This is a genomic window from Gemmatimonadaceae bacterium (assembly GCA_036496605.1).
Taxonomy (GTDB): domain Bacteria; phylum Gemmatimonadota; class Gemmatimonadetes; order Gemmatimonadales; family Gemmatimonadaceae; genus AG2.
Window position 1 is genome coordinate 46,713 of record DASXKV010000014.1, and the last position, 19,122, is coordinate 65,834.

The following is a 19,122-nucleotide window of genomic DNA, read 5'->3' on the forward strand; positions in this document are numbered from 1 at the left end:
ACACACCCCCTCGTACTAGTAGTTTTCGTGCAATGGCCGAGCGTACCGTGCAGCTCGTTTTGCACTACGACGGTGCACGATTCAGCGGATGGCAGCGGCAGCCCGACCAGCGCACCGTTCAGGGGGTCGTGGAGCAGGCACTCGAGCGTTTGTGTGCAGGGCCTATTCCGGCACTCGGCTCAGGAAGAACTGACGCCGGTGTGCACGCGAGAGGTCAAGCGGTCGGTGTTCGCCTCCCCGAGCGGTGGGATGCGGTCCGAGTCCGACGTGCGCTGAACGCGATCCTGCCGCAAGACGTGTGGGTCGTCGCATCGTACGAGATGCGCCCCGAATTCCATGCCCGCTATAGCGCCATCTCGCGGCGCTATAGTTATTACGTCGGCACCGACGACGAAGCGCGGTCACCGTTCCGGCGTCCGCGTGAGTTTCCGGTCGCTCAGCCGTTGGATCGCGCGAAGCTCGACCACTGCGCCTCGAAGTTGGAAGGCGAGCATTGCTTTCGTGCCTTCGCCGTTCAGGGAACGGCGCCGGCCCACGACGACCATCGCTGCCTCGTGCAATCGGCTCGTTGGTGCGACCGGCCCGGCGGTCTGTACTTCGAGATCGAAGCAAATCGATTTCTTCATCATATGGTGCGATTTCTCGTCGGCACGATGATCGATGTCGCCAGCGGGCAGAGGCCACTCGAGGACATTTCGACGCTCCTCGAGGCGTCGGATAATCGTGGTGTTTCACCGCCCGCGCCGCCGAGCGCGCTGTTTCTCGATCATGTTGCCTACCCACGTTCACTGTATCTCGAGGAGTCATGAGAATTCTTCTCGCGAGCACTGATCTGGACGACATTGCCTGGGCCGCGGCGAACGGATTCCTCGACGGCGTGATGACGACGCCGGCGCTCTTTCGCGAGCAGGATCGCGAGGAGCGCGATCAGCTCGTCGACATCTGCCGTGCGGTGGATGTGCCGGTCTACGCCACCGTGCGCGCCGTCGACGCCGAAGATGCGTTTCGCGACGGCAAGGAGCTCGCGCGCATTTCGGACCAAATCATTGTTCAGATTCCTCTCATCGAAGACGCCGTGAGCGCGGTTCGGCGTCTCGCGAATGACGGCGTGCGCGTTGCCAGCCTGCTGGTGTTCAATGCCGCTCAGGGCTTGCTGGCGGCGAAGGCGGGCGCGTCTTCCGTCGTCACGCCAATCGACCATCTCGATCAGGTCGGCCACAGTGGCATCGACGTCGTTCGCGAATTGCGGGCAGCATTCGACGCGTCCGGTACGGAGTGTGACATCATTGCGTTGCGGCCGACGACGGCGATGCAGTTCGCGGCGTGCACGCTCGCCGGCGCCGATGCGATTGCGGTTGGACCGAGCGAGTTGCGACACCTGCTCGTGCATCCACTCACCGACCGCGGAATCGATCACTATCTCAGCGAGATCGCACGCCAGCATCAGGCGTGGGCCCCCGCATGAATCGCTCAATACGCGCGATCGCGCTGACTCCTTTCGTATTGCTCGGCGCCTGCGGACGCACCCAGGAGTCCGAAGCGGCACCGGCAGCGGCTCAAGCGTCGACGAGGCAGGCGTCGGTCAGCACGACGCGACGTACCGCCATCACCGAGGCGGTCGCTCGCGTTGCGCCGGCCGTCGTCACGGTGCAGACGGAGATTCTCCAACGCGTTGCCCCCGATCCCTTCGACTGGTTCTTCGGTGGCGGCGGCGACTCGCAACAGCGCTCGGCCGGTCTCGGCACGGGTTTCATCGTGCGGCCCGAAGGCGTCATCGTCACCAACGCGCACGTCGTTCAAGGCGCGACGCAGATCTCGGTCATGATGCGCGACGGCAAGACTTTCCCCGCGAAGATTCTCGGTTCCGACGAGACGAACGATCTCGCGGTGATAAAGATCGACGCCACGGGCCTCCCGGTTGCGAAGCTCGGCAACTCCGACAACCTGCTCATCGGCGAATGGGCGATCGCGATCGGCAATCCGTACGGTTTTCTTCTTGGGAATGCGGAGCCGAGCGTCACGGCGGGCGTCATCAGCGGCACGGGACGCAATCTCGTCGCGCGCGGCGAAGGTTCGGCGGCCTACTTCGACATGATCCAGACGGATGCGTCGATCAATCCCGGGAATTCGGGTGGCCCACTCGTCGACGCCGATGGTGAAGTGATCGGCGTGAACAGCTCGATCTACTCGACGAGTGGAGGGTCGATCGGCATTGGATTCGCCATTCCGATCAATCGCGCCTCTCGCGTCGTTGAGGATCTGCTCGAGCACGGATCCGTCAGGCGTCCGTGGATCGGCGTCAAGCTGCGCGTCGCAGGCTCGGATAACGTGCGCGCAGCGATCGCGAACGGCGCGGTCATCGCGACGGTCGTCCCCGGCTCGCCAGCGGCGAAAGCCGGATTACAGGCCGGCGACATCATCCTCCAGGAAGGCAATCGTCAGGTTCGCAATCAATTCGATTGGGAAGCTGCGTTGCTCGATCTGCGCGTTGGTCAACCAGCGATCCTTCACATTCGGCGCGGTAGTCGCGACCTCAACGTGCAGGTGCCGGTCGCCGATGAGCCAGAGGTCACCGCCCCGAAAGTTCAGGTCCTCAAAGAGCTCGAGTTGGTCACGGTGACGCCGGCCATTCGAGCGGAGCGAAGTGTTCGCTCGACGCAGGGTGCACTCGTGTTCAATGTCAGCGATCGCGTCGCCAACGATCTGGACATCAAACGCGGCGACGTCATCGTGCAGATCAATCGTACACGGATTAAGTCGGCGGAGGACGCCGCACAGGCGCTGAACTATTACGGAGGACGAGGACCTATCCGCATGTTCCTCGAGCGGGACGGACAGATCTTGTTTACCGATTTCTACATTCGATGACGCGTTCCCCCGCTTCCGCGGAGACCTATACGTCGCCTCTCGCGGAGCGTTATGCGTCCCGAGGGATGCTCGAGCTCTGGTCGCCGCGTACGCGCTATGGACAGTGGCGGCGCCTATGGCTGGCGCTCGCCGAGGGTGAAAAGGCGCTTGGCCTTCCTATCCCTAACGACGCTATCGAGCAGATGCGCGCGCACCTCGACGACATCGATTTCGAGGTGGTCGCCACTTACGAACGCAAGCTGCGCCATGATGTGATGGCGCACATTCATGCTTTTGCAGATGTCGCGCCCGCGGCGCGACCGTTCATTCATCTCGGTGCCACGAGCGCATTCGTAACGGACAACACTGATCTGATTCTGATGCGGCGTGGCCTGCACCTGCTTCGTGCGAAAGCCGTCCGCGTGTTGAGCGCGCTCGCGGCGTTCGCCCGCGAATGGCGCGACGAGCCGACGCTCGGCTCGACCCATCTGCAACCCGCGCAACCGACGACCGTCGGCAAGCGCGCCACGCTTTGGATGCAGGACCTCGTGCTCGATCTCGGCGACATCGATTTTCGGATCGACACGCTGCCCTGCCGAGGCGTCAAGGGCACCACGGGTACGCAGGCGAGCTTCCTGGCCATCTTCGACGGCGATCGCGAGAAAGTCCGCCGGCTCGATCAACGCGTCGCGGCGGAGATTGGTTTCAAGACTTCTATACCCGTATCGGGGCAGACGTATACGCGCAAGCTGGACGCGCAGGTCATGAGCGCGGTCGCCGGCGTCGCCGCGAGTGCGGCCAAGTTTGCCAACGATCTCCGCGTATTGCAATCCGTTGGTGAAATCGAGGAACCGTTCGAGGAGGAGCAGGTCGGCTCCTCGGCGATGGCGTACAAGCGCAATCCAATGCGCTGCGAGCGCGTCAACTCACTCGCCCGCTTCGTGCTCAACCTCGAGCCGAACGCGAACCAGACGCACAGCGTGCAGTTTTTCGAGCGTACGCTCGACGACAGCGCGAATCGTCGCTTATTCATTCCCGAAGCGTTCCTCGCGACCGACGCCATCCTCGTCCTCATGGAGAACGTCGTTTGCGGTCTCGAGGTGCACCCGGCGCGCATTCGCAAGCGACTCAACGACGAGCTTCCATTCATGGCGACCGAGGAGCTCATCGTGCGCGCGGTGCGGGCGGGCGGTGACCGGCAGGGCGCGCACGAGCGGATCCGCCAAGCGAGCATTGCTGCGGCGCGCGCGCTGAAGGATGGCGCATCGCGCAACGACATGCTCGAGCGCCTCGCCGCCGATCCCGAGTTCGGTGTCTCCATCGATGAGATGCTCTCGACGCTCGATCCACATCGGTTTGTCGGTCGCGCGCCGGAGCAGGTTGATGAATTTCTAAACGAGGTCGTCGCGCCACTGCTTGTTCGACACGACGACGACGGAGAGGGTGACGAGGTGCGAGTATGACGAGCGTTTCTCCTGCTTCGGTGGAGCAACTGCCGTTGCGCCATCTGCGACGCGGTAAGGTGCGCGAAGTCTACGAGGTCGACGCGGAACGCCTTCTGCTCGTCGCCAGCGACCGCGTGAGCGCCTTCGACGTCGTGATGCGCGAGCGCATCCCGCACAAGGGCGCCGTTCTCACGCAGCTGACCGCATGGTGGTTGCGCCAATTTTCCGCAACGGTTAGGCACCACATGCTGAGCGCCGACGCCGACGAGATCGTCTCGTTGATTCCGACGCTCGCACCATACCGCACGTCGATTGCGGGACGTGCGATGCTGTGTCGCCGAACCGAGGTATTTCCCGTCGAGTGCGTCGTGCGCGGGTACATTTCGGGATCCGCTTGGAAAGAGTACCGCGCTCAAGGCACGCTCGCTGGGGAAGCGCTTCCATCGGGCCTCGAGGAGAGCTCGCGCTTTCCGGCCCCGATCTTCAGCCCGGCGACCAAGGCTGAAATCGGACACGATGAGAACATCACCTTCGAGCGCATGGCAACAATGATCGGCGCGGATGAAGCCGCCGACCTGCGACGTCTCAGCCTGCTCGTCTACGACCGTGGACGCGCAATCGCCGCCGAGCGGGGAATCATCATTGCCGACACGAAGTTTGAATTCGGCAATGACGCCGAGGGCCGGGTGACGCTGATCGATGAAGTGCTGACACCCGACAGCTCGCGCTTCTGGCCCGCCGATCGTTATGCGCCGGGACACACGCAGCCGAGCTTCGACAAACAGCCATTGCGCGATTATCTGGACGGCGAGCGGCGCGCCGGTCGCTGGAACGGTGAAGCGCCGCCACCGACCTTGCCTGACGAGGTAGTGCACGCGACCAGCGTTCGGTATCTCGATGCCTTTCGGCGGATCACTGGCCACACTCTGACGACGGAATCGACGTGAGCTTCGCGCGTGAAGGACTGCTGTTCATCGTGATTGCGGCCCTCATCGCCGCCGGAACGTTTGCGTTCGCGCTCAATCGCCGCTCATGGCCCCTCTGGCTTGCGGCGGTTGTCCTGGTCGTCGTCGCGATCTGGGTCGCGTACTTCTTTCGCGATCCCGAGCGCACGGGCGAACGCGGCGAGCGCCTCGTCATCGCCCCGGCCGACGGCAGGATCGTCCAGATTACTCCTGTCGACGAGCCGTCGTTTCTACACGAGAAGGCGATACGGATTTCCATCTTCATGAACGTTTTCAACGTCCACGTGAACCGGTATCCGGTGAGCGGCACGGTTCGCTACGTCCATTACAACCCGGGCAAGTTCTTCAACGCTGCGCACGACAAAGCGAGTCTCGAGAACGAGCAATCATCGGTCGGTATCGAAACCGGCTCCAATCGCGTGCTCGTTAGGCAGATAGCGGGATTGATCGCGCGCCGCATCGTCACCTACGGCAAGGATGGTCAACGCGTCACGCAGGGTGACCGTATGGGCATCATCCGATTCGGGTCGCGCGTCGACGTCTTCCTGCCAGTGAGCGCGCGACCCCGCGTGAAGGTGGGCGAGCCGACCTTTGCCGGCGTCACGGTGGTTGCGGAGCTCTCCGGTCAATGACGGCGCGCGTACGGCGTCCGACGATCCGCCGGGCAATCATCTATCTGCCTAACGGCTTCACACTCTTCAACCTCTTTTGCGGCATCTTTGCGGTCGTCCTCGCGTCACGTCAGGACTTCGCCAAAGCCGCGCTCTTCGTCTTCCTCGGGGGGATTGCCGACGCGCTCGACGGTCGCGTCGCTCGCGCGACGGGCTCCGGTAGTCGCATGGGTGAAGAGCTCGATTCCCTCGTCGACGCCATCTCATTCGGCTTTGCACCGGCGATGATCATGTACTTCGCTGTGTTCAACACCGAAAACTGGGAGTGGCTGTTCGTCTTCATGTACACGGCGGGGGCCGTGCTGCGCCTCGCGCGCTTCAACGTCGAGCAGGCTGGCCGCGCAAAGACGTATTTCCACGGACTGCCAAGCCCCGCCGCCGGCCTAACGCTGGCCACGTACTACTGGTTCAGCCAGACGCCGCTCTACAACCAGGCGATCATCCTCTTCACGGACAACAAGACCCTCTCCGAGCTGCCCTGGCATGCGATGCTGCCCGGCCTCATGGGCCTCCTCGCCGTCTTGATGGTGAGCAACGTACCGTACCCGGCCGTCCCCATCATCGGCTGGAAATCGCTGAAGCAATTGACCGCGAGCGTAGTTCTCATTGTCGCGATGGTCTTGAGCTTTTTCCGGCCGCGTCAATTCTTCTTCCCGGCGCTCCTCGCCTACGTGTTGTACGGAGCGCTCAAGTGGATGATTCTCGGCCTGATCGGCAGTCGATCCCAGCCGGAGGAGCTGTACTTTCAGCTCGAGCCGGAGGAGGAGCTCGCCGCGGCCGCATCGGCACCATCACACCGACGCACTCCACCAGTCGGCGTTCAACCGGCCGCCAGCACGGAGAGCGATGGCGTGTCGACCGGAAGACGACGACGACGGCGCCGTCGACGCAGCGACGGACAACGTGGCGAGCGCCCAAGCAGTGGAGAGTCACAAGAGCGAAGCGGCCGGAGCGACCGTCCGAATCGTCTCACCCCGAATCGCCCGTCGCGTCTGCCGTCGCCGCCTAACGATTCCCTGTCCGCGCCGAAGCCGCCAACGCTGATCCCACCTCCTTCAACTGCGCCCAAGGACGACACCGAATGAGTCGTTTTCGCGTCGCTGTTCACATCGTTCCTCGCCGCGGCTTGCTCGATCCGCAGGGCAAAGCGGTTACCGATGCCTTGCATACTCTCGGCTTCGCGTCCGTTCAGGACGTCCACGTCGGCCGCCATCTCGTCGTCGAAATGGACGCCGCCGACAAAGCGGCGGCCGAGCGTTCCACGCGCGACATGTGCACCAAGCTCCTGGCCAACCCCGTCATCGAAGACTTCGAGATCGCGAGTGTGAGCACAGTATGAAGTTCGGCATCGTGACGTTTCCGGCCTCCAACTGCGACTACGATGCGTATCACGCTGTGGTCGATGCGTTGGGTGAAGAAGCGGTCTATCTCTGGCACAAAGACCACGATCTCCGCAGCAGCGATGTCATCGTGCTTCCGGGCGGTTTCAGCTACGGCGACTATCTGCGGGCTGGAGCAATCGCTCGATTCAGCCCCATAATGCGAGAGGTCGTCGCCCATGCGGAACGAGGGGCGCCAGTCCTCGCGATCTGCAACGGCTTTCAGATCGCTTGCGAGGCGGGTCTCCTTCCGGGCGCGCTCCTGCGCAACGCCAGCCTGAAATTCGTTTGCGAAGCGATCCGGATGCGTGTCGAGAATGCAGACACCCTGTTTACGAATCGGTACGATCGGGGTCAGCTCATAACGATCCCCATCGCCCATGGTGATGGACGCTACACGGCGGACGCCGAGACCCTGGCGCGAATCGAAGGAGAGGGTCGAGTCGTCTTTCGTTACGTGGGCGGACCCGGCGATGCGGACGAGTGGTGGAGTCCCAATGGATCGATGAACGCGATAGCGGGCATCGTGAGCGCCGCCGGCAACGTCCTCGGAATGATGCCCCATCCCGAGCGCGCCGTAGACGATCTCCTCGGCTCCAGCGACGGACTGGGCGTCTTCGCGTCCATACTTTCGCGCGTTGCCGCGTAAATCATGAGGAGGGGTCATGCTGCGTGCTGCTCTCGCCTTCGTTCTGCTCAGCGTCATCGGTACGCCGAGCTGGGCGCAAGCGCCGAAGTCCATCGATCCGGGGATGTCGGAGGCGAAGGTCGTCGAGCGGCTGGGTCAGCCCGACGTGTCGCGCACCTCAGGCGACCTGAAGTACCTGTTCTACCACAACGACTGCATCAAGCAGTGTGGCATGGACGACGTCGTGATCCTTCAGAAGGACTCCGTTGTCGACGCCATGTTCCGGGCTGCCGACCGCAGCTACACCGGCAAGAGCAGCTCGCCGAGATCGATTCCCGCCGAGGTTGCGTCACGCCAACGGCGCGGCGCTCACGACGACGCTAGCGTGGTTCAGGCGGGCGCGCCGAAGACCGATTCGGCACTGGCGCCCGCTCCTTCCGCGCCAGACTCGGCCAAAAAACCCGCGTCCACGCCAGACACGACGGCGAAGACAGCAGCGCCGGCGACGCATTCCACCAAGAAACGCTCACCCAAGCCACGAACGGTGAGCGCCGATACCGTCCGGCATGATAGTATCAGTGGAACAATTCGAATCCCGGTGAAGCCACCGAACTTTTCACCTAAACGGGCGGACTCGTCTTCGGCACGTCATGACTCTACCACGAAGCAGCCGCCTCATCAGGAGTGAACGGGAAGGCGGCCACAGTGTACGACCGGGAGCGCGCGCGAACGCGCGCGCGACTCCAAATAAGCTCGCTACGAGCGGAAGCGAGTAGCGCCTCAGAAGCCAGTGGAACGAAAATGCATCGCCATACCGAGGACCACCCAACCCGAAACGAAGACGAATACTTTGCACGCGAGAGTGCACAGCTGATCAAGGAAATGCGGTCGCTGCTCGACGAGCAGCGCCGTGAGGTCGACCGCCGCGAGCACCTCATGAAGTGTCCCAAGTGCGGCGGCGATCTAAAAGAGCGAGATTTCGAGGACGTGAAGGTCGACGTCTGCCCCGAGTGCCATGGCATCTGGCTGGATCAGGGCGAGATCGGTTTGATTCGACACATTCATGAATCGCGCGGCCCGTTCAGCCGCATCATGAGCGACATTCTCGAGATTTTTCATCATCCCAAGACAGGTGAACCCAGCTCCCCCACTTCCTCGTCCGGGTGATCCAACGATCACGCCGGCGCTCGTCGCCGAACATGGGCTGACAAACGAGGAGTATCAGCGCATCGAGCAGATGCTCGGGCGAGCACCAACATTCACCGAGTTAGGCATCGTCAGTGCGCTCTGGAGCGAGCACTGCTCCTACAAGCACTCGCGTCCGTTGCTCCGGCGTCTTCCAACGAAGGCGCCGTACGTGTTACAGGGACCTGGCGAGAACGCCGGAGTCATCGCGATTGGTGATGGACTCGCGGTCGCGTTCAAGATCGAGTCGCACAATCATCCCTCGGCCGTCGAGCCATATCAGGGTGCGGCCACCGGTGTCGGCGGCATTCTGCGCGACGTGTTCACGATGGGAGCGCGTCCGATCGCGCTGCTGAATTCGTTGCGATTCGGATCGCTCGACTCGCCCCGCGTTAGGTATCTCTTCGCGGGTGTGGTGAAAGGAATCGGCGATTACGGTAACTGCGTCGGCATTCCGACCGTCGCCGGCGAGGTTGTTTTCGACGAAGCGTACGAGGGAAATCCACTGGTCAACGCGATGTGCGTTGGCCTGCTGCACGAAGAAGATCTGATTCGCGCCGTTGCACAGGGTGTCGGCAATCCGATCATCGCTGTCGGTGCACGCACGGGTCGTGACGGCATCCACGGCGCGTCATTCGCATCTGCGGATCTTTCCGAGGAGAGCGAGGCAAAGCGCCCGCAAGTTCAGGTTGGCGACCCGTTCACCGAGAAGCTTCTCCTCGAGGCGAGCCTCGAGCTGATAAAGTCCGGCGCGATCGTCGCGATTCAGGACATGGGTGCGGCAGGACTCACGTCGTCGTCGGCCGAGATGGCGGCGCGCGGCGACGTTGGGGTGACAATCGACGTCACCAAAGTGCCTGTCCGAGAGGGTGGCATGACGCCGTACGAGATCCTGCTCAGCGAATCGCAAGAGCGCATGCTCGTGGTCGCGCACAAAGGGCGTGAGCGCGAGGTCGCCAACATCCTCGAGAAGTGGGACCTTACCGCGTCGGTTATCGGCGAGGTGATCGCCGAGCCTGTGTACCGCGTAACGGAGGGCGACCGCGTCGTGGCGGAGTTTCCTGGGACTCGACTGGTCACCGACTGCCCGACGTACACGCCCGAGGCGCGCGAGGATCCGAAGATCGCGGCGCTTCGCACGCGCGATGTCGGCTCGATTCCGGAGCGCGCGGAGGAGGCTGATCCGCGTTGGACCCTCGAGCAGCTGCTCACGTCGCCGACGATCGCGAGCAAGATGTGGGTGTATCGCCAATATGACCACACCGTACGCACGAACACCGTGATCGGTCCGGGGGGCGACGCCGCCGTCGTGCGCGTGCGCAATACCCGTCGCGCACTTGCGCTCAAGACCGATTGCAACGGCCGGTACTGCTATCTCGATCCGCGCGTCGGGACGCGCATCGCCGTCGCCGAGGCGGCCCGCAATGTCGCCTGCACTGGCGGTCGGCCAATGGCAATTACAAACAATCTAAACTTCGGCAATCCGCGGCGGGCGGAAGTGTACTACCAGCTTCGCGAGGCGACGGCGGGAATGGCCGAAGCGTGCGAGACGCTCGGCACGCCGGTGACCGGCGGAAACGTATCGCTGTACAACGAGAACCCGGGCGGCGCGGTCTATCCGACACCAGTCATCGGTATGGTCGGACTCATCGACGATATCGATCGCATCACGCGCTCACACTTCTCAACCGAAGGCGATTCAGTCGTGCTGCTCGGCACACCGACCGCGGAGCTTGGCGGATCCGAATATCTCGCCCGCGTGCACAATGTCGTCGCCGGCACGCCGCCGCGATGCGATCTCGACGCCGAGCGCGATCTGATCGAGGCCGTGCTGGCCGCTATCGATGCGGGTATCGTGCGCTCCGCGCATGATTGCAGCGACGGCGGTCTCGCGGTCGCGATCGCGGAGTGCTGCATCATCGATCGAGCACGACCGCTCGGTGCCAAAATCGATCTTTCGAGCTTCGCCGATTTGCCGAGGCGCGCGCTCCTGTTTGGCGAAGCACAAGGACGGGTGATCCTCTCCACTCCAGATCCCACGGCACTGCTCGAGATCGCCGTTCGCCACGGTGTCGCCTGCAGGACTATTGGCGACGTTGCATCCGCCGACGATCCGCTCGACATCCGTTTCGGTGAAGAGCGGCTCGTCGCATCACTGCCGTGGCTCGATCGGCTATACTACGAAACGATTCCTGACATCATGACCAGATCGGCCGCGGCGGTGGTCAGCGCGGTCACGGAGAGTCCCGTCTAGTCTCATGTGCGGCATCTTTGGCGTTCGCGGTCACCCCGAAGCCGTTCGGCTCACCGAGCTCGGACTGTATTCGCTCCAGCATCGCGGCCAGGAGTCCGCCGGTGTTGTGTCAATCAACGAAGCGGGCGAAGCTCGCGCCATTCGATCGATGGGCACGATGTCGGCCGCGATGTCGGAGCGGCTCGATCAGGTGCAGGGCATCATGGCCATCGGCCACACGCGCTACAGCACTGCCGGTTCGTCGTCGATCGAGAACGCCCAGCCCGTGCTCGCGCGCACGAGAAATGGCTTCGTCGCGCTCGCGCACAATGGGAACCTTACAAACGCTGCCGAGCTGCGCATGGAGTTGGAGGATCGCGGCTCGATTTTCTCCTCGACGATGGACTCGGAGGTCATTGTCCATCGACTGGCGCGCTCGAATGCCGATCGCCCGGACGAGCGCCTGGCCGAGGCCCTCTGCGAAGTCGAGGGTGCGTATTCACTCGTCGTCACCATCGGCGACACGCTGCTTGCGGCGCGCGATCCGCGTGGCTGGCGTCCACTCGTACTCGGACGCCTCGGCGACGCTCCAGTCTTCGCGTCCGAGACGTGCGCTCTCGACATCGTCGGTGCGACGTACGAGCGCGAGGTGGAACCTGGTGAGATCATCGCGGTCGACGACGAGGGAATGCACTCGAGCTTTCCCCTGCCCCGCCGCGAGCGCAAGCAGTGCGTCTTCGAGTACGTCTACTTCGCGCGGCCAGACAGCCGCGTGTTCGGCGGCTCCGTCGATCGTGCTCGGCGCGCGCTCGGACGCCGGCTCGCCAGGGAATGGCCGGCGCCTAACGCGGATCTTGTTTTCAGCGTGCCCGATTCGTCGAACTCTGCGGCGCTCGGCTTTGCGGAGGAGAGCGGTCTGCCTTACGAATTGGCGCTGATTCGCAATCACTACATCGGCCGCACGTTCATCCAGCCGAGTCAGGCCGATCGAGACGCGAAGGTGAAGGTCAAGTACAATCCGGTGAGAGAAGTCCTGCAGGGCAAGAGGGTGGTGATGGTGGACGATTCCATCGTCCGGGGTACAACCACACGCGGTCTCGTGGCGCTCGTACGCTTGGCCGGTGCGCGCGAAGTGCACATGCGAGTCAGTTCGCCGCCCGTCACCGGACCCTGTTACTATGGCATCGACACGCCAAGTCGCGAGGAGCTCATTGCCGCGCGGCTCACGCCTGACGAAATCGAGAAGGACCTCGGTGTCGATTCGCTCGGCTATCTCTCCCTCGAGGGGATGCTACAATCAGTGCCCGGTGGTCCGCACGGCTTCTGCCACGCCTGCTTCTCCGGAGATTATCCGACGGCCCCACCGACGGATCCGGACAAATTGCGATTTGGGTGCGGTTGCTGAATACGGGCTTCACATCCACGCACTAACCGCGTGCACATGAGCGTTCCGACGTCCGAGCTGTCGAAAAGCGCGGAGGCCACGTCTTCGGCTGCGCCGAAGACTTCAAAGCACGTCTACTTCTTCGGCGCCGGTCGCGCGGAAGGAACGAAGGACATGAAGGCGATTCTCGGCGGCAAGGGCGCGAATCTCGCCGAGATGACCAACCTTGGCGTTCCAGTGCCGCCGGGTCTCACGATCGCTTGCACCTGTTGCATCGAATTCCTGCGCACTGGTCGCATTCCGGAGGGCCTCGAGCAGGAAGTCGACGAGCACATGCGGCGACTCGAGGAGGCTTCGGGCAAGCGCTTCGGTGATTCGAACGATCCGCTCCTCGTCTCCGTTCGATCGGGCGCTCCCGTCTCCATGCCAGGCATGATGGAGACAATTCTCAATCTGGGTCTGAACAACCGCACCGTTCAGAGTCTGGCCCACCAGAGTGGGAATCCGCGTTTCGCGTACGACTCGTTCCGTCGCTTCATCCAGATGTACGGTGACGTGGTGCTCCACGTGCCGTCTGGGCAGTTTGAGCAACTTCTAAAGGCGAAGCGACTCACCGCCGGCGTCGCGACGGACGCGGAGCTCAGCGAGGGCGAGCTGCGCAATCTCGTCGAGGAGTACAAGAGCCTCGTGCGCGCCGTCACGGGAAAGGAATTTCCGATGGATCCCGCGGCGCAGCTCTGGGGAGCGATCGAGGCCGTCTGGCGCTCATGGACGCTCAAGAAGGCCGTGGACTATCGCCGAGTGAACAGTATCGGCGAAGAGCTTGGGACGGCGGTGAATGTCGTCGCGATGGTTTTTGGAAACATGGGCGAAGACTCCGGTACCGGCGTCGCTTTCACGCGCAACCCTTCCACGGGCGAGCGCACCTTCTACGGTGAATTCCTCCTCAACGCGCAGGGTGAGGACGTTGTTGCCGGCATTCGGACACCGCTCTCGATCAGCGAGATGGCAACGCGACTTCCAGGCGCCTACGAAGAGCTTCTGGCAACGCAGGAACGTCTCGAGCGGCATTACTCGGACATGCAGGACATCGAGTTCACGGTCGAGCGTGGCTCGCTGTACCTGCTGCAAACGCGGACCGGCAAGCGCACGGCGACAGCGGCGGTGTGCGTCGCGACCGACATGGTCGATGAAGGTTTGATAAACTCGCGCACCGCGGTGCTCCGCGTTCCGCCAGATCAGCTTGGCCAACTCCTGCACCCGGTGATCGACGTGAGCGTTCGCGCAACGCCGATCGCCGCTGGTCTTCCCGCCAGTCCTGGTGCGGCGAGTGGCATCGCCGTGTTCGATCCTGACGTCGCCGAAGCGCGCGCGAGCGACGGAACGAGCGTCATCCTTGTCCGCGATGAAACGACTCCGGAGGATTTTCACGGTATCGTTGCCGCGAGAGCAGTGCTCACGGCGCGTGGTGGAATGACCAGTCACGCCGCCGTCGTCGCACGCGGCATGGGCAAATGTGCCGTGGTCGGTGCGAAGGACATGCACGTCGATCTCGAGAAGCGCCAATTCTCCGTCGACGGAACCACGGTCTCCGAGGGGGACTACATCACCGTCGACGGCGCGAGCGGTAAAGTGTACCAAGGCGACCTGCCGACGACGCCGAGCGAAGTCGTGCAGGTCATTCGCGGAATGCGCCCCGCGCACGGCGCGGCGACGTATGGCGCATTCGCGCGACTCCTCGGTTGGGCAGACGAAGCGCGGCGTCTCAAGGTTCGCGCGAATGCCGATACGCCTGCTGACGCGCGGATCGCGCGCGGCTTTGGCGCGGAAGGAATTGGGCTCTGCCGCACCGAGCACATGTTCTTCGAGGGCGATCGCATCACGCCCATGCGCGAAATGATCGTCGCCCGCGATATCGCGGGGCGCCGGCGCGCCCTCACGAAGCTGCTGCCCATCCAACGCACCGACTTCGAAGGGATCTTCGAGGCGATGCACGGGTTACCAGTTACCATTCGCTTGCTCGACCCGCCTCTACATGAGTTCCTTCCCCACGGAGGCGAGGAGAGCAAGCTGCTGGCGCGCACGCTTGGAATTTCGCGCGCCGAGCTGCTTCACATCGTCGAATCCTTGCGCGAAACAAATCCGATGCTCGGGCATCGTGGCTGCCGTCTTGGCATCACCTACCCCGAAATCACCGAGATGCAAGGGCGCGCAATCTTCGAGGCCGCCGTGCGTGCGAAACGACGCGGCATAGACGTACGTCCAGAGATCATGATTCCGTTAGTCGCGACGGTTAGAGAGTTCGAAAACCAACGCGGAGTGCTCGAGGAGGTTGCTCAACAGGTGCTGGGTGTCATGGGTGAGGATGTTCCCTACACCATCGGGACGATGATCGAGTTGCCTCGGGCAGCACTCACCGCGGATGAGATCGCGAAATCAGCCGAGTTCTTTTCATTTGGAACCAATGATTTAACACAGACCACGTTCGGACTCAGCCGAGACGATGCAGGCCGCTTCCTTCCGAATTACATCGAACGTGGTATAATTCCCGACGATCCCTTTCAAGTGTTGGATCAGAACGGTGTTGGGAAGCTGATTGGCATTGCCGTAAGTGCCGGTCGGAGCGTCCGCCCTCAGTTGAAGGTCGGCATCTGCGGTGAACATGGCGGCGAGCCGCGCTCCGTGAAGTTCTGCCATTCGATCGGCTTGGATTACGTCTCGTGCTCCCCCTACCGCGTCCCAATCGCCCGCCTCGCCGCAGCCCATGCCGCTCTTGAATCTGGCCCTCAGGAATCCCCGAGCACGTAGACACCCTTCTCTTCCCGAGCTGCCGCATTTGCCCGTGGTTCGGGACGATCGGTCGCTCCGCATTGCATTGGTGACGGAGTACTACTATCCGCACCTGGGCGGCGTCTGCGAGCACGTGCATTTCTTTGCGCGCGAAGCCCGTCGCCGTGGGCATCATGTCGATGTCATCACGTCGCACATTCCGGGCGCGCAAGAGCAGCCGCACGTCATTCGGCTTGGCCGCAGTCAGCCGGTATACTGCAATGGATCGCAGGCGCGAATCACGATTGGCCTCGGGTTACGGCGACAAATGCGTAACGTGTTGCGACGAGGCCGCTACGACGTCGTGCACGTCCACTCGCCGCTCACGCCCGTTCTTCCGCTGCTCGCGATCGAAGAAGCGGAGTGCCCGGTGGTCGGCACGTTCCATACGTACTTCGACAAGTCGATCGGATATACGCTCGGCCGCCGTTACTTCCAGAAGCGGCTCGACATGCTCAGCAGCGCAATCGCGGTTTCGAATAGCACGACGGTTGCCCTCGAGCGGTACTTCGACGCCGATTGGAAGATCATTCCCAACGGCATCGACACCGACGTCTTTAATCCGGCGGCGCCTGCACCGAGAGGGTTCCCGCGCGATGTACCGACGATTCTCTTTCTCGGCCGATTCGACCCGCGCAACGGATTGTCGACCTTGATCGATTCCTTCCGCCACATCAAAGGCGGGTCGCGCGAAGCCAAGCTCGTCGTTGTCGGCGATGGACCACTGCGCGATCACTACTATCGCCTCGCCGGCGGCGATCCGGACATCCTCTTCGTTGGCGCCGTGCTCGAGGGGCGGCCCAGCTACTACGCGCACAGCACCGTCTACGCGTGTCCAACGACGAAGGCGTCGTTCGGCATCACACTCCTCGAATCGATGGCCTGCGAAACGCCGGTCGTCTGCTCCGACATTCTTGGATTCCGCGACGTCGTCGTGCATGAGCGCGAGGCGTTGATGGTGCCCTGCGGCGATCACCGCGCGCTGGCGGATTCGCTCGTCCGCATCCTCGACGATCCGGGGCTGGGCATGCAGCTCGGAACAACGGGACGCGAGAACTCGCTCTCGTACTCCTGGGCGCGCGTCACGTCACAGGTGCTCGGCGTATATCGCTCTGTCCTCGGACACGTGGCTGAAGAAGTCGCATGATCGTTGCGCCGGCGCTCGGCGTTGTCGTCGCCGGAGCGCTCGCACACGGTGCGTACTATCCCAATAGTCCGATCTTCGGTCCTGTCATTGCGCATCTGCGCACCGACGATCCGCTCGTTGCGCTCACGTTCGACGACGGGCCGAATCCGGAGGCGACGCCAGCGATTCTCGACGCGCTCGCGTCGCGTGGAGCGAAAGCCTCGTTCTTTATCCTTGGTCGTCATGCGGAGCGATGGCCCGAGCTCGTGCGACGCATCGCCGCCGAGGGACACTGCGTCTGCAATCACGGGTTCTATCACCAGAAACTGCACTTCAAATCGCCGCGCTACGTGCGAGATGATTTGCAACTTGGAACAAGCGCGATCGTAAGTGCCTGCGGCGTGCGGCCTGCGTACTTCCGCGCGCCGCACGGCTTTCGCAGCCCCTGGGTCACCTACATCGCACGCTCGCTCGGCCAGCGCACGGTTGGTTGGGGTCACGGTGTCTGGGATTCGGCACGTCCTGGCGTCGAGGTCATTGCCGAGCGCACCCAGCGAGTCGCGAGACGTGGTGCGATTCTGCTCTTGCATGACGGAGACGGATACGATCCTTTGGGCGATCGGATGCAGACGGCACGCGCGGTGCCACTGATAGTCGATCGGATTCGTGAAGCGGGGCTCGAGTTTACCACCCTCGACAAGGCCGCATGAAGCGACATCTGACGCGCGCACTTCGATTCACGATCACGGGGCTCATCCTCGTCATGCTCGTCGTGTTTGCGACGAAGGTGAACTGGCACTCGACGTGGGCAGCAATTCGGGACTCCTCGATCTCGATTTTGCTTGCCGCCGCACTCGTGAATCTGCTGTCGCTTGTGCTCAAGGGTGTTCGGTGGTGGATTTTTCTTCGCCCAATCGGTGTGACGTCGCTGTGGCTCGCGCTGCGCGCTACGTTCGCGGGCGCCGGGCTGAACAACGTTCTCGTAGCCAATAGCGGTGAAGCGGCGCGCGTGATTTTCGTCTCGCGCGCCGCACATGTTACGAGCGCCAAGGTGCTCGCGACGCTCGCGCTCGAACGCCTGTTCGAGCTGATCGGCTACGTTATCATGCTCGCGCTGGCGGTGTCGTTCCTTCCCCTTCCGTCTGCACTCGAGCGCACGAGGCCCTTTGCGTGGCTCGCGCTACTCTTGATCGGCGGGATGCTTGTGTATCTCGTTCGTCGGCCCGAGGGTCCCGAGCACATGCTCGAAGGCTCGGATGACGGATGGCGCGCGAAGGCTCGGCAGTACATTCGGCGATTCATGCATGCTCTCGCCGGGATCTCGACGGGTCCACGCTTCGGCATCGCATTGGCTCTCTCCGTGGGCATCTGGTCGCTCCAGGTCGCGACGTACGCGCTCACCGCTGCCGCTGCGCACTTCCCGCTGCCACTCGTCGGTACCGTCGCCGCGATTCTCGCGGTCAATGTCGGATTTGCAATCCGCGCCACACCCGGCAATGTCGGTGTCTTTCAAATGCTCTACGCCGCGACCACGACGGCGTTCGGCTTTGATGAAAACACCGCGATTGCCGTCGCCTTCCTGATCCAAACGCAGCAGATCCTGCCGGTGACGATTCTCGGCATCGGACTCGCGCCCGAGTTCATCTTCCAGAAGCGTCGCAAGGCTGCACGTCCAGACAACATCCTGCCTGACGAGCGGGTTCTCGAAAAGACGGTGGCAGGCGATTAGCGCTGATTAGCAAACGTGCAATCCGGGCCAGAAGAACAAACTCTGTCCCGGATTGCCACTCCTCGCGAATCCGTCAGGGCTTGGCAGTCGGGACGGTCACGTCTCCAGCCGCGATCTTGAAATCGTCACGACGATTCTGCTGCCAGCAGCTCTCGTCACTACCGGTGCACGCGGGGCGCTCCTCACCGTAGCTCACGACATCGATACGAGAGGCGTCGATGCCGCGGTCAGTGAGGAATCGTCTCGCTTCCGCTGCTCGCCGCATCCCGAGTGCGATGTTGTACTCTGCTGATCCGCGCTCGTCCGTGTTGCCTTCGACGCGGATGCGCAGCCCGGAACTTCGCGACAGCGCAGGCACCTTTGCCTCGAGCGCGTCGCGTTGATCGTTCCGAATAGTGGCGTTATCGAAATCGAAATAAACCGGCCGCGCCACGGCAGCCCGGGCTGCTGCCAGTTCGCGGTCTCTCGCCTCGCCGGCGAGCACGGCGCCATCGCCTCCTCGGCGCGCCACGTCGCTACGCGCTGGCGCCGCGGTCGGGGCCGCAGCCGATTGCGACTCCGGAGTTGGCGTGACCGCGGGCGGTGCGTGGTGGCAGGCAGCGACGGCGAGAATTGCGGCGATGGGCGCGACAAACTTGCTCGCGAGCATGGTCGAGGCTCCGGTGTGGGGGGTGGGCGCTAATGTATGGACGCCAAAACAT

Annotated in this window: 18 protein-coding genes; 17 read left to right on the top strand and 1 reads right to left on the bottom strand. The window is 63.0% G+C overall.

The window, feature by feature from the left end; genetic code table 11:
• The first annotated feature begins 32 nt into the window (after positions 1–32).
• From truA to VGH98_05515, 17 genes are all read left to right on the top strand, one after another.
• Positions 33–809, top strand: coding sequence for a tRNA pseudouridine(38-40) synthase TruA (gene truA / locus VGH98_05435; GenBank protein HEY2375398.1), 777 nt, complete (start codon positions 33–35; stop codon positions 807–809).
• Positions 806–1,465, top strand: a complete 660-nt coding sequence (locus VGH98_05440; protein ID HEY2375399.1) for a transaldolase family protein — start codon at positions 806–808, stop codon at positions 1,463–1,465. Before truA ends, VGH98_05440 begins: the two co-directional genes overlap by 4 nt.
• Positions 1,462–2,868, top strand: a complete 1,407-nt coding sequence (locus tag VGH98_05445; GenBank protein ID HEY2375400.1) for a trypsin-like peptidase domain-containing protein — start codon at positions 1,462–1,464, stop codon at positions 2,866–2,868. Before VGH98_05440 ends, VGH98_05445 begins: the two co-directional genes overlap by 4 nt.
• Complete coding sequence (purB, locus tag VGH98_05450; GenBank protein ID HEY2375401.1) at positions 2,865–4,310, top strand: adenylosuccinate lyase; 1,446 nt, start codon at positions 2,865–2,867, stop codon at positions 4,308–4,310. Before VGH98_05445 ends, purB begins: the two co-directional genes overlap by 4 nt.
• The gene (locus VGH98_05455; protein ID HEY2375402.1) at positions 4,307–5,239 is read left to right on the top strand and encodes a phosphoribosylaminoimidazolesuccinocarboxamide synthase; all 933 of its coding nucleotides are present in this window, start codon (positions 4,307–4,309) and stop codon (positions 5,237–5,239) included. The genes purB and VGH98_05455 overlap by 4 nt, the downstream gene beginning before the upstream one ends.
• On the top strand, positions 5,236–5,889 hold the full coding sequence (locus VGH98_05460) for a phosphatidylserine decarboxylase family protein (protein ID HEY2375403.1): 654 nt from the start codon (positions 5,236–5,238) through the stop codon (positions 5,887–5,889). Before VGH98_05455 ends, VGH98_05460 begins: the two co-directional genes overlap by 4 nt.
• Positions 5,886–7,013: a CDP-diacylglycerol--serine O-phosphatidyltransferase gene (pssA, locus tag VGH98_05465; GenBank protein HEY2375404.1), complete on the top strand. Its 1,128-nt coding sequence runs from the start codon at positions 5,886–5,888 to the stop codon at positions 7,011–7,013. Before VGH98_05460 ends, pssA begins: the two co-directional genes overlap by 4 nt.
• Positions 7,010–7,267 carry a phosphoribosylformylglycinamidine synthase subunit PurS gene (gene purS, locus VGH98_05470; protein HEY2375405.1) on the top strand — a complete coding sequence of 86 codons (258 nt, stop codon included), beginning with the start codon at positions 7,010–7,012 and terminating at the stop codon, positions 7,265–7,267. Before pssA ends, purS begins: the two co-directional genes overlap by 4 nt.
• Positions 7,264–7,956, top strand: a complete 693-nt coding sequence (gene purQ, locus VGH98_05475; GenBank protein HEY2375406.1) for a phosphoribosylformylglycinamidine synthase subunit PurQ — start codon at positions 7,264–7,266, stop codon at positions 7,954–7,956. The genes purS and purQ overlap by 4 nt, the downstream gene beginning before the upstream one ends.
• 16 nt (positions 7,957–7,972) lie before the next feature.
• Positions 7,973–8,623 (top strand): hypothetical protein, encoded by a 651-nt coding sequence (locus VGH98_05480; GenBank protein HEY2375407.1) that lies wholly within the window; start codon positions 7,973–7,975, stop codon positions 8,621–8,623.
• A gap of 194 nt (positions 8,624–8,817) precedes the next feature.
• A complete protein-coding gene (locus VGH98_05485; GenBank protein HEY2375408.1) occupies positions 8,818–9,102 on the top strand; it encodes a zf-TFIIB domain-containing protein in 285 nt (94 codons plus the stop codon).
• The gene (gene purL, locus VGH98_05490; GenBank protein HEY2375409.1) at positions 9,068–11,374 is read left to right on the top strand and encodes a phosphoribosylformylglycinamidine synthase subunit PurL; all 2,307 of its coding nucleotides are present in this window, start codon (positions 9,068–9,070) and stop codon (positions 11,372–11,374) included. Before VGH98_05485 ends, purL begins: the two co-directional genes overlap by 35 nt.
• 4 nt (positions 11,375–11,378) lie before the next feature.
• Positions 11,379–12,758 carry an amidophosphoribosyltransferase gene (purF, locus tag VGH98_05495; GenBank protein ID HEY2375410.1) on the top strand — a complete coding sequence of 460 codons (1,380 nt, stop codon included), beginning with the start codon at positions 11,379–11,381 and terminating at the stop codon, positions 12,756–12,758.
• 36 nt (positions 12,759–12,794) lie between these two features.
• Complete coding sequence (gene ppdK, locus VGH98_05500) at positions 12,795–15,545, top strand: pyruvate, phosphate dikinase (protein ID HEY2375411.1); 2,751 nt, start codon at positions 12,795–12,797, stop codon at positions 15,543–15,545.
• 34 nt (positions 15,546–15,579) lie between these two features.
• Positions 15,580–16,713, top strand: coding sequence for a glycosyltransferase family 4 protein (locus VGH98_05505; protein ID HEY2375412.1), 1,134 nt, complete (start codon positions 15,580–15,582; stop codon positions 16,711–16,713).
• Positions 16,710–17,402 (top strand): polysaccharide deacetylase family protein, encoded by a 693-nt coding sequence (locus tag VGH98_05510; protein ID HEY2375413.1) that lies wholly within the window; start codon positions 16,710–16,712, stop codon positions 17,400–17,402. Before VGH98_05505 ends, VGH98_05510 begins: the two co-directional genes overlap by 4 nt.
• Entirely contained in the window at positions 17,399–18,421 is a 1,023-nt protein-coding gene (locus tag VGH98_05515; protein HEY2375414.1) for a lysylphosphatidylglycerol synthase transmembrane domain-containing protein, read from the top strand. Before VGH98_05510 ends, VGH98_05515 begins: the two co-directional genes overlap by 4 nt.
• 73 nt (positions 18,422–18,494) lie before the next feature.
• Here the strand turns inward: VGH98_05515 and pal are convergent, their stop codons facing one another.
• The gene (gene pal, locus VGH98_05520; protein HEY2375415.1) at positions 18,495–19,070 is read right to left on the bottom strand and encodes a peptidoglycan-associated lipoprotein Pal; all 576 of its coding nucleotides are present in this window, start codon (positions 19,068–19,070) and stop codon (positions 18,495–18,497) included.
• Positions 19,071–19,122 lie beyond the last annotated feature (52 nt).

Bases quoted from the DNA above. Each gene is read 5' to 3' on its own strand.
- pal (HEY2375415.1), bottom strand. From the start codon at position 19,070: ATGCTCGCGAGCAAGTTTGTCGCGCCCATCGCCGCAATTCTCGCCGTC.
- pssA (HEY2375404.1), top strand. From the start codon at position 5,886: ATGACGGCGCGCGTACGGCGTCCGACGATCCGCCGGGCAATCATCTAT.
- VGH98_05440 (HEY2375399.1), top strand. From the start codon at position 806: ATGAGAATTCTTCTCGCGAGCACTGATCTGGACGACATTGCCTGGGCC.
- VGH98_05480 (HEY2375407.1), top strand. From the start codon at position 7,973: ATGCTGCGTGCTGCTCTCGCCTTCGTTCTGCTCAGCGTCATCGGTACG.
- VGH98_05515 (HEY2375414.1), top strand. From the start codon at position 17,399: ATGAAGCGACATCTGACGCGCGCACTTCGATTCACGATCACGGGGCTC.
- purB (HEY2375401.1), top strand. From the start codon at position 2,865: ATGACGCGTTCCCCCGCTTCCGCGGAGACCTATACGTCGCCTCTCGCG.
- VGH98_05455 (HEY2375402.1), top strand. From the start codon at position 4,307: ATGACGAGCGTTTCTCCTGCTTCGGTGGAGCAACTGCCGTTGCGCCAT.
- ppdK (HEY2375411.1), top strand. From the start codon at position 12,795: ATGAGCGTTCCGACGTCCGAGCTGTCGAAAAGCGCGGAGGCCACGTCT.
- truA (HEY2375398.1), top strand. From the start codon at position 33: ATGGCCGAGCGTACCGTGCAGCTCGTTTTGCACTACGACGGTGCACGA.
- VGH98_05510 (HEY2375413.1), top strand. From the start codon at position 16,710: ATGATCGTTGCGCCGGCGCTCGGCGTTGTCGTCGCCGGAGCGCTCGCA.
- VGH98_05445 (HEY2375400.1), top strand. From the start codon at position 1,462: ATGAATCGCTCAATACGCGCGATCGCGCTGACTCCTTTCGTATTGCTC.
- VGH98_05485 (HEY2375408.1), top strand. From the start codon at position 8,818: ATGCGGTCGCTGCTCGACGAGCAGCGCCGTGAGGTCGACCGCCGCGAG.
- purQ (HEY2375406.1), top strand. From the start codon at position 7,264: ATGAAGTTCGGCATCGTGACGTTTCCGGCCTCCAACTGCGACTACGAT.
- purF (HEY2375410.1), top strand. From the start codon at position 11,379: ATGTGCGGCATCTTTGGCGTTCGCGGTCACCCCGAAGCCGTTCGGCTC.
- purS (HEY2375405.1), top strand. From the start codon at position 7,010: ATGAGTCGTTTTCGCGTCGCTGTTCACATCGTTCCTCGCCGCGGCTTG.